The organism is Aquimarina agarilytica ZC1, from assembly GCF_000255455.1.
Taxonomy (GTDB): domain Bacteria; phylum Bacteroidota; class Bacteroidia; order Flavobacteriales; family Flavobacteriaceae; genus Aquimarina; species Aquimarina agarilytica.
This window is the reverse complement of record NZ_JH621268.1, coordinates 47,809-62,690: the sequence shown is the minus strand read 5'-3', so window position 1 is coordinate 62,690 and position 14,882 is coordinate 47,809. Positions and strand designations below refer to the sequence as shown.

The 14,882-nt window shown below is 32.4% G+C and carries 8 protein-coding genes; 2 read left to right on the top strand and 6 right to left on the bottom strand.

Annotated features, from left to right (window positions below):
- Positions 1-44: 44 nt before the first annotated feature.
- The 6 genes from KQA_RS0212495 to pafA form a co-directional block, all read right to left on the bottom strand.
- Positions 45-2,162 carry a hypothetical protein gene (locus tag KQA_RS0212495; RefSeq protein WP_010181636.1) on the bottom strand — a complete coding sequence of 706 codons (2,118 nt, stop codon included), beginning with the start codon at positions 2,160-2,162 and terminating at the stop codon, positions 45-47.
- Positions 2,163-2,480: 318 nt separating this feature from the next.
- On the bottom strand, positions 2,481-5,822 hold the full coding sequence (locus tag KQA_RS0212490; protein WP_010181635.1) for a VCBS repeat-containing protein: 3,342 nt from the start codon (positions 5,820-5,822) through the stop codon (positions 2,481-2,483).
- Between the two features lie 111 nt (positions 5,823-5,933).
- On the bottom strand, positions 5,934-7,523 hold the full coding sequence (locus KQA_RS0212485) for a RagB/SusD family nutrient uptake outer membrane protein (RefSeq protein ID WP_010181634.1): 1,590 nt from the start codon (positions 7,521-7,523) through the stop codon (positions 5,934-5,936).
- A gap of 29 nt (positions 7,524-7,552) precedes the next feature.
- The gene (locus tag KQA_RS0212480; RefSeq protein ID WP_010181633.1) at positions 7,553-10,549 is read right to left on the bottom strand and encodes a SusC/RagA family TonB-linked outer membrane protein; all 2,997 of its coding nucleotides are present in this window, start codon (positions 10,547-10,549) and stop codon (positions 7,553-7,555) included.
- A 458-nt stretch (positions 10,550-11,007) separates the two neighbouring features.
- Positions 11,008-11,571, bottom strand: coding sequence for a hypothetical protein (locus KQA_RS0212475; protein ID WP_010181632.1), 564 nt, complete (start codon positions 11,569-11,571; stop codon positions 11,008-11,010).
- A 106-nt stretch (positions 11,572-11,677) separates the two neighbouring features.
- On the bottom strand, positions 11,678-13,285 hold the full coding sequence (pafA, locus tag KQA_RS0212470; protein WP_010181631.1) for an alkaline phosphatase PafA: 1,608 nt from the start codon (positions 13,283-13,285) through the stop codon (positions 11,678-11,680).
- 92 nt (positions 13,286-13,377) lie between these two features.
- Here pafA and KQA_RS0212465 point away from each other — a divergent pair, with 92 nt between their 5' ends.
- Complete coding sequence (locus KQA_RS0212465; RefSeq protein ID WP_010181630.1) at positions 13,378-14,115, top strand: MlaE family ABC transporter permease; 738 nt, start codon at positions 13,378-13,380, stop codon at positions 14,113-14,115.
- A complete protein-coding gene (locus KQA_RS0212460; RefSeq protein ID WP_010181629.1) occupies positions 14,115-14,879 on the top strand; it encodes an ABC transporter ATP-binding protein in 765 nt (254 codons plus the stop codon). Before KQA_RS0212465 ends, KQA_RS0212460 begins: the two co-directional genes overlap by 1 nt.
- Positions 14,880-14,882 lie beyond the last annotated feature (3 nt).

Sequence of the window (14,882 nt, the reverse complement as noted above, 5' to 3'; positions counted from 1 at the left end):
AGAGTAGATGATTTTGGCATCCTTAAATATACGAAATATTTATATTAAAAGCGTATTAAACCATTCCCATAAGTAGGATCATTTTTCATCGCTTCTAGCTTTCCTGAAATTTTGGTTCCACTCCTTTCTATATCAATGGCAACCCCACTTAAATCAACTTTTTCAAAGGTCCATGAATCAAATTTTTCTTTTGAATCAATTTTTCCTAATACTCCTAATTTTCCTTTAGCATAAGAACCATTATTATCAAAATTGATCCTTAAATTAAAGCCTAAACCTACTAAGTTTTTAGAAGGCGTCAATAACCTTAAACTATCTATACTTACTGGAAAATTGAACAAATTATTTTGACCTTGATATTGGAATTTTTTGGCACGAATAATCGGTAAGCCTGGTCGAGAATTTAATTCTAACTCTTCAAATTTGATACCCGCAAAAACTAAATCTGTTTCTTTTTTAGCTTCTTCATTCTGAGTTTTTGTTGACTCGATTGAAGTTTTATTTTCTGAGGAAGCGCCCAAAGTTTCAGACGATTTTTGTTGTCCAATATTTGCTTTTATTGTTAAACTTCCTGATAAATTAGCTTTGGGATAAATCTTATCATCAATAACATCAATAGCTACAGAAGAATTTTCTGCTAGTTCCATTTCTGCTAAAAAAATAGGTATGTTTACTTTTTCTTTTAACTCTACTTGAAAACCAAAATTTTTATTGCTTATCCAACCGTTATAACCAAAGGGTTTATCTGCAATAGGTACTTTTAAATCTCCTGTTAATTTTCCGCCATTAAGCTTATTTAAAGCTATTTCTATCCCTAAAGAATCAATTGAAAATGGCCATTTTCCCGCTGCTCCTTTTTCTTTTGAAAGTATATTTTTAGCTGTAAATTTCCCTGAAACTCCGTTACTATCCAACAACAAATCTGTGGCTTTAAAGCTTGTTCGTTGACCATTTTTTTCAATAGCCTTTGGTAAAGAAACATTAACCTCTTTTGCATATACTCCTCTCCATAATTGTTGTTCTCCTTCTGCTAAAAAACTTCTATAAACATCTGGGAATAATACATTTTCACTATTACGGGTATCACTTAAATCTAAAACCGTGTTAGAAATTTCAAAAGCCCAGCCTTTAAATCCATTGATCTCAAAAGGTGGTAAATCTATCTCAACTAAAAGGTCATTCCAACCCTTTGCTTTTACTTTAAACGAGGTACCTACATAACATTTTTTATCCAACTTTTTTTCAGGTTCCTCTTTACCTTCATTATCCTTTTCCCGACTTTCAGAATTATTTTCTAGTGGAGCGCCACATTGATAAAATCCTTGCTCATTTAAAGGAATTAAAACAGATCGAGAAACTCTTAAGTCTGCTTCTAAACTTATTTCCTTCAATCCGTTGCAATCAATACTTACAAATGATTTTTCATCAAAAATATTTGTTTTTAAATTGCTACTTCCTTTTAAAGTAATTAACCAATTATCTGCATTAAATGGGATAGGTTGATCCCCTAACAATATTAGTTTGGTTTCTTCTACAAAGGCTCCTTTATGAGAAAATTTAACGCCTTCAGCTCCAAAAAATAATTGAATCCCTCGTTGTGGAATATCTAATTTAGCAAACAATTTTAGCTCTGCATATTTTGGATATAATTTAGCCTCACTAACCACCAACTCAAAATTATTTCCCGAAGCATCTTTTTTTGAGAGACCTACTGGTAAATCAAAAAAATGATCTCCTGTAAGTACATTAACGAATTTTTTTAACTCTTTTACTTTTTCAAAAATTGTTTTTGCTTTTGTCTTGATAGAATCTATAGTTGGAGATTGGGGGAAATTTTCAACTATAAATCCTTGCGTAAATTCGGGCTCTAAATTTTCAAAGCTATATTGAAAATGGGTCGTGTTTTCTTTTTCTAAAGAAGCAAAACTCTTGTACTTTTTAAAACCTAAAGGTTTATTACGTTCTACTTTAGAAGTTAACTTATTTTTGTAATATTCTACTAACTCTCTAGAATAAGCTTTTTGATTCTTAACATTTATAGAATCTACAGGAGATTCAATTACCTTTTTAGAAATGAAAAGAGTATTTTCTTTAGCATACAATTCTGCAAAAAAAAATATATTAACAAAAAGCAGAGTTTTAAATATAATGTTGAATTTCATTTAATTAAATTAACCTAAAGGCTAATATAAATAATAAAGACGTACACCTTTTCTAAGTACACACACAAAGATATGTTAAAAAATACGCACATTTAAACGTAAAAAATGGCGTTTTGTAGATTTTTTATACTAATTTATTCTTTTTACACTATTTGAATAAAACACCTTAATTGGTTCGAGTATTTCTCTCAGTCATAGCGAAGAGGAAGTGTATCTAGAAACCGTCTGATTGAATCGGAAAGCGCTTCTCTATCCTATCTACTTCATTTCATTACGCAAATCACTCGAAGTAATAATCGTATTTACATATTGTATAACTTAATAACGAAACAACTGATGTATATCATTATTATTAATCACTAGAACTTGTTTTTGTTTAGGTAGATCTACTATATGACGCACATCTTTATTTGCAAAAAATCCTGTTTTATTATTGGATATCCATGTAAAATCCCCTTTGCCATCTCCCTTAAGAAATGAACCAATACCAGCATCTGATCTTGTAGTTTCAACTTCAAAATGATGATTATTTCCGGCTAGTAATAAATCTTTTTTACCATCGGAATCAAAATCTTTATATAAAATACTATTAACTAAAGAGGTTTGTACTTCATTTGAGAATGGTTTAAATTTAAAGTCTTCACCCTCATTATAAAAAATTCCAGAGCGAAACTCGTTTACTTCATAATGCAAAGCCGAATCAATGTCTTTACCTAAAATACCATCAACTCCAAGGTTCGCAAACTCCTCAAAAGTTGGGATTTTTTTAGCTATATGAGGCATTTGTTGCGATGTACACGTACGCCCACGAACGGGCACTTGTTTCCCTTTATAATCTTTAGCTAATACAATATCTTCTATACCATTGGCATCAAAATCTTTGGCATATACATGAAATGGTTTTTTTGTATTTGCATGAAACTTAGTATTCAGCCCTAAATTACCCGCTATAATATCCAAATCCCCATCATTATCCACATCTTCAACCAAAATTTTATTCCACCATCCTTTTGTTTCTGCTAATTTTTTGTATTGCTCAGCCTTTACAAACTTTCCATTTTTATTTAATAAAACTTGAATTCCAGTCCACTCTCCCGTCACAATTAAATCAAGCTTTCCATCTTTATCAATATCTTTGAACACAGCATCTTTAAGCATTCCTAAATTATTAATACCTACTTCCCTATTAGCTATACTAAACTTTCCATTTTCATTTTTTAGTAGGTAGCTAGATCCTGAATTAGGATACTTAGCTGGTATTACCCCACTACCCACAAATACATCTTGATCGCCATCTCCATCATAATCAGCTGTAGCTACTACTGTAGTAACAATATTTAATTCGGGTATGGTCGCATTCTTTTTCGTAAAAATTCCCTTTCCATCATTCTCATAGTAGCGATCTAATAAGCCTCTGGAGCGTGGAGAAAATTCATAACTTCCAGAACCTGCGTACAAATCTAAATCCCCATCGTTATCAGCATCAAAAAAAGTAGCTGATATGTCCTCATATCTTGCATCTGCTGCAAAATCTTGTTGACTCTTTTTTATATATGTTCCATTCTTTGTTCCCAGCAATAAAGTAGCCTCTTGTTTAAAGCCTCCACCTAAAAACACATCATCAATACCATCTCCATTCACATCACCAACAGCTTTTGCTGGTCCTAATTGTGAATATTTATAAGGCAATAATAGTTGTAATTTATAATCATTAAAATAAGGATCCTTGTGAGTATATTTAAATGATTGTTCTTTAAAAATTGGTTTTGATATATCTTTATCACTTTTCCCTTTTGTACTATTTTTATAGGCTATACTCAAGGTTTTGTTTACTTCCACATTAGCTAAAACCTGTGATTTACCATCCAACCATTCAATAGTAACTTCTGCAATACTATCCCCTTTAGGAATACCAAAATGTAATACTGAAGACACTGAAGACAAAAAACCTCGCGTATTAATTAACTGTCTTGTCAATTGTTTTCCGCTATTTGTTACTACCGTCGCTTTTACTCCAATACCATTTCTGTTCTTTTGAGGTCCAACAAAATTTAACTTTAAAAAATCCCCTTTAGTTAATTCAACAGCATTATTTTTTAAAATGCTTGCTGGTTCATTTATATTGTTGGTAACCACTTCCAAATCTCCATCATTATCTAAATCCACATAAATTGCTCCATTGGAAAATGTTGGTTCAATAGTACTCCATTCATCAGTAGTATCTGTAAATGATAAGTCTCCATTATTTTTAAAGAAATAATTTTTTAGCTTTTGTTGTGGCAACATTTTAGCAAACTTTAGAAAGTCTTCTTTAGTTGGTTTTCTTCTATTCTTCCGAAGAATTTTTAAAATTTCCCGGGTAGTATCTTGATCAATCACATCTCTAAACACCCCATTGGTCACATACACATCCTCAAAACCATCTAAATCTAAATCCGCAGCCAACACCGCCCAACTCCAATCGGTATTTGCCATACCCGATAAGTTTGATACTTCACTAAATGAATCATTACCATTATTTACCTGTACCATATTATGCATATATTGGTAATGATAATTATTGGCCACCATTTGTTCAAACTTAGGTATGGAAGTCATTGACATGGTCGTTTTAGAGCGTAGATAATCCTCTGGGTTCATATCTAATGTAAGCACATCAAAATTCCCATCATTATTAATATCAACAATATCACTTCCCATACTATTATGGGAAATATGTTTAAAAAACTCATCGCGTTTATCCGTAAACGTTCCATTTCCATTATTGATGTATGCAAAATCGGGTACTTTAAAATCATTGCACACATAAATATCCAGAAAACCGTCTCCGTTTAAATCTCCGACTTGTGGATTTAACCCAAAACCGATATCATAATGTAAGCCCGCTTTTATCGAAACATCTTTAAACTTGCCATTTCCTATATTTTCATAGAGTTTATCATTTCCTAATAATTTTTGCGAAGCTGGATCTTTTTGTTTTTTATTAATATCTATAACTTCTTTAGTCTTAGCATCAAGATCAGGCGTATTAGCTATAAACACATCCAAGTCATTATCATTATCAAAATCAAAAAAAGTAGCTTGAATTCCTCTATTGGAATCATTCAAACCATATTTTTTAGCTTCTTCCTTAAATTTAAAATCACCTTGATTAATGTAAAGCAAGTTTTCAAATTTGCCCTCTGAACTATCCAACCCACCTCTAACTATATAAATATCTAATAAACCATCATTATTGATATCCACGGTAGTTACCCCAGTGTTAAATCCTTTTTTAGAGGTAATGCTTGCTTTTAAAGACACCTCTTCAAAAACTAAATCACCTTTGTTTTTATACAATTTAGATTCATTTGTATTTGATACAAAAAACAAATCTTCAAAACCATCATTATTAAAATCACCCGCAGCAACTCCTGCACCTATGTAGGAATACATATATTGATAATAATTGAAATTGATATTTTCAACTAATTGATTTTTAAAATCAACATTAGTTTGTTTTGAAGTTAAAGTCGAAAATAGTTTGTCAAATTTTAAATCTTGTATGTCAGTATCTTCTAGAGCTTCAGTTTTAACAGCTTCCTTACATGATTCTAATCCTGTAAAAACAATTGCAAAGCATATCATTACAGAATATTTTAAATATTTGATTTTCTGCATAAAATTAAATTTTATCAACTATTACATTTAAACAATAATAGAATTAAAAAAGATAACGGTAAGCTAAAAAAAGCTTACCGTTATTAAAAATAATATATAACTATTTATTATTTAATTTGACCAACCTGGATTAACATCTAAAATAGACTGAGGTATCTTAGAGAAATAATTATTTGTAGATGTATCTCCTGTTACTGGATTGCTCGGACCAGAAAAAGCTGGATTTTTCGGCTTTCTAGCTTCTGGACTTAAGGCATCAGCAACTCTTTCTAATCGAACTAAGTCATACCATCTCAACCATTCACCAGCAAATTCCCATTTACGTTCAGTTACGGCTAATTCAGCTAAATCACCTGTTGTTAAATCAACAGAGGCATCTGGGGCTTCAAAAGGTAAACCTTCTGCTCTTCTTCTTACCTGATTCAATGCTTCCCAAGACAAAGCAGTGATCTGACCTGATCTTGCTGAAGCTTCTGCATACATTAAAAGCACATCAGCATAACGAATCCAAAAATCACTTCTATCAGTTGAAAAAGCTGCGTTTTGTAAATCATTTAATGGTCCTGCAACTTTACTAAATACTGGATTCGGTTGTGTTGGAAAAGCTTCCCAATCTAAATCCATTCTATAAGTAGCATCCTTACGAGGCTGCTCGGGAAAATCTTCAAAAAAACGAATCTCCGCACTAGTTTCATCCCAACCATTCAAAGGAGCAATACCCGGCAAACCAACTTGACCGTATTTTCTATTATCCAAACTTGCAGATTTATCAAAAACAAAAGAGAAGCAACTTTCTTTGTTATTAGCGTTAGCCTCTAACCATAGATCCCCAAAATTAGCTTCTAAATCAAAACCATGAGCTGACTTATTATCTATAACTAATTTAGCTTGATCTGAAGCAGACACATACTTTGTCACATCCTTTACAGGAAAACCTGCCCAATCCATATACACTCTTACTAACAAAGCTCTTGCAGAACCTTTATTAGGCCTAGCAGCTCCAGGCTCAGTAGCATCTGGATGAATATTTGGTAGTAAATCAATAGCTAATAATAAATCTTCTTCTATCTTTTCATATGCTTCCAAATGATCACTTAAAGAAGCCGCTGGTGTATCTTCAATAGTTAATCCTACTTTACCAAACATTCTAAGCGTTTGATGAAAACTCAAAGATCTTACGAATAACAATTCTCCATAAAGCAACTGAGCTCTTTCAAATTCTACCCTCTCAGTTTCGGACAGTGCATCAGGATCTGTTACTAGACCTATAAAACTTTCTGCTATAGCCACTGGTAAAGCCAAATCACTTAATACAGTAGCCATGTCATTATGATATTTGATCATTCTTGGATTTTCTGAATCAAATTCCATCGTATCAAAAGATCTAAACTCGTCTTTAGATGCTGCATTTAATGTAGTTACATCATCCCCTGCCCAAGCTGGAACATTATATCCATTTAAAAATAACAAATCATAATAACTCCTATAAACATTTAATACTAAGTCATCTAAATCAGAAATTTCTAATTCGGAAGCTTGATCTTGTATATCTTCAGCTCTAGCTATACCTTCTGCTATTATATCTTCAACATCAGATACTTCATCTATATCTACACAACTGTTTAATGTTAAAGAAATTAATAGCATTAAACTACCTCCTGCAAGATATTTTTTACTATTCTTAATTTTATTAAAAAACATAATATATATTTTTAATTTTTTATAACTAATTAAAATCCTAATTTAACACCAAATGTATATGTTCTTGGATTTGGTATTGCCCCGGCATCGATACCTGCTGCCACATCTGGATTACCAGGAGTAAATCCTCGTTGACCTGAATTTGTTTCTGGGTCATATCCTTTATAATCTGTTATCAAAAATAAGTTTTGACCACTAGCATATAACTTCACAAAATCAATTTGTTTAAAAGGCTTTGTTATAGTGTAACCTAACGATAAATTACTTAGTCTAACATAATCACCTTTTTCAACATATCTATATGAACCTTCTTTTGTAGTAGGCTCATCTAAATCAGTAAGAAAATTACCTGCCACATCAGCTGAAGCTCCATTTAGAGCTCCTCTGGTTATGTTGTACACATCAAAACCAGCAGCTCCTTGTACAAAGGCGTTAAAATCCCATTTTTTATAATTCACTGTATTGTTAAAACCCCATGTTACTGTTGGCAATCCACTCCCCAATACATCTCTTCGTCCTTCTTCATTAAATCCAAAAAACGATCCTATTGGCTCTCCTACTTTTATAACATTAAGAGACTCTTGATTTTGCAAATCTCTAAACTGGCCTTCTATAAGTTGAGCTGGTAATTTTTCTAAATCAATTAATTTTGTCACCTCATTTTTAACATGAGAAAAAACAATTCCAGAATTCCAAGTAAGATTATCATTGTTAATTACATCACCATTCATTGAGAATTCAAATCCTTTATTTTCTACTTCTCCAATATTTTCCGTAGTAAATAAAGCTCTATTAGATGGTATTGGATTAAATCTTAAAATTAAATCTTCTGATGTTTTATTGAAGTAGTCAACAGAAAAATTTAGTCTATTATTAAACAGATTTACATCAGCACCAACATTCCATTGCTCAGTAATTTCCCAAGACAAATTTGGGTTACCTATATTATTTTGTCTAACAAGAGTTCTCCCTCCTACTATTTGTCTCGCTTCAAATGTATCTGTAAATGCAGCAAAGTTAGGTGTATTAGAGTTACCCGTCTGCCCCCATGATCCTCTAATTTTTACATTATTAAAAACATTACTATTTTCAATAAAAGACAATTTCTTCATACTATAACCCCCACCAAATGAATAAAATACACCCACTCTATTATCCTTTGTAAATGTTGTCGCCTCATCACGTCTTATCGAAGCATTAAGCAACAAACTTTCATCATAAGCATAATTTAAGCGACCTAAAACTGAAACTATACCAAAAGTACCCTTGCTTCTTCTATAAGTTCGGCTTTCTGGTTCAATTTCGCTAGAATCATCTATAACTTCAACGCTATCTACATCAAAAGGAACACTAATAATATTCACACCTTCATCATCTGTTGCATTTTTTGCAAATTCATATACTCCTGTTAAATTAATCCCATGTTTACCAAATGTTTTATTCCAATTTAAAATATTAGTAATTTGATAACCTACAAATTGACGATTAGAAGAGTCAAAAACATTAAATCTCGGGTCTGATTGTTCCCCTGTATCTGGATCTATTAAATCCGGGCTCTCTTTAGTAAACCTTTCATCCCTTTGATCCAAGGTATTACCTGCCACTAAAATACTATACTTTAAAGAAGGAAGAATTTTATATTCTAAATTTAAATTCAAATTAAATCTATTTGCTCTACGCTCAATATCACTCCTAAAAAGATCCGTAACAAAATAGGTAGCAGAAGTATTTCCTAATGGTGCTTTATTAAAATTAAAACTTCCATCTTGATTAAATTGTCTAAATGTTGGATCAGTTGTTAAAGTCCTAAGTACTGGACCTCCTTTTGTTAAATTAAAATTATTAGGATTATTGTTATCAGTTTCTCTATTCGCAAATAATTGCATTCCTATTTTTAATTTTTCATTCACTTTTGACTCAACATTAGCTCTCAAGGAATATCTTTCGTACTCATTAGTTACCATTATCCCCTGTTGATCTAAATAATTTCCAGAAATAAAATAATTAACTTTATCTGTACCTCCACTTAATGATACTTGATAGTTCTGAGCAAAAGCAGTTCTGAATAAATCATCTTCTTTATCTGGAACTGGATTAGTTCTTAAATTATCAATAACTTCATCAGAATAAAAATTTGGAGGACTATCCAATGCAAATTGAAGAGCACTTTTCCTATTATCATAAGAATTTGCCAATTCAGAAACAGATGTAAAAACATTCACATCCACTCGTGTTTTTCCTTTACCCTTTTTTGTGGTGACTAATATAACACCATTAGCTCCTCGAGCTCCATATATAGCTAATGCCGATGCATCTTTCAATACTTCGAATGTTTCTATATCTGCTGGGTTTAAAGTCCTCAGATCTCCACCTATAAATCCATCAACTACTACCAAAGGGGCATTAGCTCCCGTAATAGAATTCACCCCACGAACACGAATTTTTGCATCTGCTCCTGGTGTACCATTAGATCTGGCTACAAAAACACCTGCTGTACGACCTTGCAAAGCCTCTTCCACACGCACGACAGGCTGCTCTTCAAAAGATTCCGCTTTCACTTGTGATGAGGCACCTGTTATTTCACTCTTCTTTTGGGTACCATATCCTACTACTACTACCTCATTAAGTGCATCAATATCTTGTTCTAGCGTGACATTTAATGAAGTTTGATCCCCAACTACTATTTCTTGTGTTTTAAAACCTACATAAGAAATTTCTAAAACATCTCCTGCATTGGCATCAATAACAAAGTTACCGTCAAAATCTGTTTGTGTTCCTTTACTTGTTCCTTTTATTACCACTGTTGCTCCTGGTAATGGAATTCCATCCGCATCAACGATTGTTCCTGTTATACTTTGCACTACAACACTCACTCTATCGTTTTCGTAATTTTCATTAAAAAAAGTTTCAACACCATTTGCAGAAACTACATTAAATCCTGTTGCTAAAAACAGTAATGGCACTACTGAACCCAAGCTCCTCTTTCGCTTAAAGTCCACCAGACCTTTTTTAGTTTTTGTTCTCATAAAAATAGTTTAGTTAATTTGTTTGTAAACGCAAGTATACCCGCATCTAACAATCAAAAATACAATTATTTATTTAAAATCATAATTTTATTATAATTTCAAACAACTACTACTATCAAGTCAATAATTATTTGCACAAAATTCATAAAAAACGTTATCAAAAAACACTCTTTTAATTGTTTCCAAACTTTGATTTCTTGACTTCTGAAATTAAAAAAATAAACTGCTGAAAAACAGTTAATTACAACAAAGCTAAGCTAAAACAATTCACTTACGCATGTAAAAAAACTTAATTAATTAATAAGCAGACACTTACAAAACAAATCAAAAAAGAAAGAATTATCTTACTTTTTTGATTTGAGAAAAAAAATAAAAAAAGAACCACTTAACAGGCCTATTTTATATACCTACAACTTAATTTAGTCAAAATGAAACGCTGCTTTCAGCTATACGATGTATTAACGTGAATAATTAGCCCTAGAAACTCCACTACCCGAATTAAGTATTCCTAAATTGTTCACTGGTAAATTATAAGCCGGTAAAACATTCGAATTATATTCAACTTGTTGCTCATCAAATCCAAGCCCTGTTGGTGGAGCATCCCAACCATCGGGAGGACCTTCTAATTTGTTCTTCTTTTCTACTTCAACACTTTTAGAAACTGTTTTTTTCTTTTTTACAGGTATTATTTTCTCCACCAATACAACTTCTTCTTGTTTTGAAGGCTTTGGTGTTTTATTTACTTTGATTGGAGCTTTATCCTCTGGCTTTTGAACTGGTACTTTTTTTGAAGTTACTATCTGCTCAGGCTTATCTACTTGATCTACGGAAGGAGTCACTTTCTTTTTTACCACTAACCTAGGATTAAAAAAGTTCCCTTCACAATCTACCCCTACTGGACACGGATTACCTAAACCTCCTATTTGCAAGTTATTTTTCTTATCATTTTGAGAAGTCATCTCAATAGAAACTCCTATCAAAAGCAATAAAAAAAACCACTTTTTTATTACATCTTTTTTCATTTAAAATCCACACTTTATAACTAACACTTACAGCCAAATAACCATGTTGCAAAACTAAGAAAAAGCGATATTAAAAACATACATTTTGAAATAACAACAACTTTTATTACTCCAAAACAAAATCCAATACGTTACCTGTTACCCCATTTGGCATTCCTATACCTAATAACGCCGAAATAGTAGGCGTAATATCTGTAACCGAGGTTTTTTTATAAGTCTTTCCTTGTTTTATTCCTTTGCCATAAAAAAGTAAAGGCACATGCGTATCATAACTTTGTGGACTCCCGTGAGTTGAGCCTTTTTTTCCATATGAAATTATTGAAGGCGCCAATACATAAACTACATCACCACTCAATCGTTGATGAAATCCATTTTGAATTAACCTCCCTATGTAGGAAGTCATACCCTCTGATTCCAATTGAGACCTTGTAAATACATATTGCATATGTTTTTGTTGTCTTATAAAGTGAGCTAACTCATTTGTTATTTTCTCTAAAGACAACTTCTTTTCTCTAATAAGTTCATAATTCAAATAGACTTGTTGATTCATTATTTTTTTTACCAATCCATTCTCATTAAATGTTGATTTCAAAAAATTAACCACTTCCGCTTTAAATGATGCTTCATCAAAATAGCCTGCCGCAATTTTATGCCTTTTCAAATATGAAGGAACATGCACTGCTCCATGATCGGCAGTTAAAAAAATTGTATAATTATCTTTTCCTACTTTTTTATCTAACTCCTTAAAAAGTCTTCCCAACTCTAGATCTAAGCGCAAATAGGTATCTTCTATTTCTACCGAATTAACCCCAAAATTATGCCCAATATAATCCGGACTGGAATAACTAATGGTTATTACATCCGTATATGTATCCTGTCCCAACAATTCTTTTTCAATTGCTTTTATGGCAAAATCCGTTACTAAAGTATTTCCAAAAGGAGAGACCTTTAAAATATCAAAACCATTATTTTTTTTAGCTAATTTTTTTAGATCATATGGAAACACTGTTTTCTCTTTCCCCTTATATCCATTTTCAAAATTAGTATCATCTGGACCACTTGCTGTATAGGTATTTATAGGATATAACGTATTCCATGATTGCATTTGTTTTTTTACAGCATCACGCTCATTAAAATCAACCACCCAGTCGGGTAATTTATTACCATAAAATGTTGAAGACACCCACTGCCCTTCCTCTTTTCCTCGGAACCAATAAGCACCATTAGCTGTATGACCTGCTGGTAATATTGCCCCTCTGTCCTTTATACTCACTCCTATGGTTTTCCCTCTAAATTGCGTATGCAATCTATTTTGATCCGCAAAAGTGGTGGTCAACATACGTCTGGGAGACATTTTCTCCTTAATGCTTTCTGTCCCTAAAGCCTTTACCTTTTGATCTCCGGCACAATACACCTCTTTATCCTCAAACTTATCATACCAATTATTTGCTATAATACCATGGTTATTGGGGCTAGTTCCTGTAAAAATAGAAGCATGCCCAGGGCCTGTATACGTAGGCATATAATTATAGTGATGATTTTTACACTCAAAGCCCTCATTAATTAAACGCTTAAATCCATTTTCACTGTAGCGTTTTTCAAATCGAGTCAAGTAATCAAACCGCATTTGATCGACCACTATACCTACTACCAACTTTGGCTTTTGAGCCCACAATGAGCTCACTAAAAAACTAGCTAAAACAAAAAAACACATATCAATTATTTTGACATAAAAATAAAACTTTCAATGTATACTAAAGGTTAAAACATCGTAATTTTCATATTTTTACCTCTCAGTTATAACGTATGTTTTATTTACAGCAAATTGGTGCTTATTTTTTAATGATCAAGGAGGTTTTTAATCGCATGACAAAACCTTCGGTACTTAGAAAACTTATTCTAAAAGAAATTGATGATCTTGTAATCAATTCATTAGGAATTGTTGCTTTCATATCCTTTTTTATCGGTGCAGTGGTTGCCATTCAAACCGCTCTAAATTTAACCAATCCATTAATCCCAAGTGAGCTTATTGGATTTGCCTCTAGGCAATCGGTAATTTTAGAATTTTCTCCTACATTTATTTCAGTTATTATGGCTGGTAAAGTAGGATCCTTTATCACGTCTAGTATTGGAACCATGCGCGTTACCGAACAAATTGATGCCCTGGAAGTCATGGGAATTAACTCACTTAACTACCTTGTTTTCCCTAAAATAATCGCCATGCTTTTATATCCATTTTTAATCGCCATTTCTATGTTTTTAGGAATTTTAGGAGGGTATGTTGCTGGTGTATATGGCGGCTTTGTTACTAGTGACGAATTTATCACTGGACTTACAGATGATTTCACCCCTTTTCATTTAGTGTATTCATTTTTAAAAACATTCATTTTTGCTTTTTTACTGGCTACCATACCTTCTTTTCATGGTTTTTATATGAAAGGTGGTGCCTTGGAAGTAGGTAAAGCGAGTACCACTTCATTCGTATGGACTACAGTGGCTGTGATTATGGTGAACTATATTATAACTCAAATTCTTTTAAGCTAATGATACATGTTGAAAATTTACATAAAAGATTTGGAGATACTAAAATTTTAAAAGGAATCACCACTTCCTTTGAAAAAGGAAAAACCAATCTTATTATAGGAACAAGTGGTAGTGGAAAAACCGTTTTTCTAAAGTGCCTGTTAGGTCTTTTTACCCCAGAGCAAGGCACCATAACTTATGGAAATACCGCATACAAAGAACTTAATGAACAACAACAGCGAGATTTAAAGGAACAAATGGGTATGGTTTTCCAAGGAAGCGCCTTATTTGACTCCATGACTGTTGCCGAAAATGTACGTTTTCCTCTTGAAATGTTTACCAAAAAAACAAAAAAAGAAATGAATATACGCGTTAGTGAAGTTTTAGAACGCGTTAACCTTGAAAATGCAGATCACAAACTACCTTCGGAAATTAGTGGAGGTATGCAAAAACGTGTCGCTATTGCGCGCGCTATTGTTACCAACCCTAAGTATTTGTTTTGTGACGAACCAAATTCTGGACTTGATCCAAAAACAGCTATTGTTATTGACAACTTAATTAAAGAAATCACCGAAGAGTTTGACATTACCACAGTAATTAACACTCATGACATGAACTCGGTTATGGAAATTGGCGAAAAAATCGTATTCCTTAAACAAGGTTACCTTGAATGGGAGGGTGATAAATCTCAAATTTTCCAAACTGACAATGAAGCCGTTACTGATTTTGTCTATTCTTCCAATTTATTTAAGAAGGTTAGAGAAGCACAACTTAAAGGGCTTTAACTT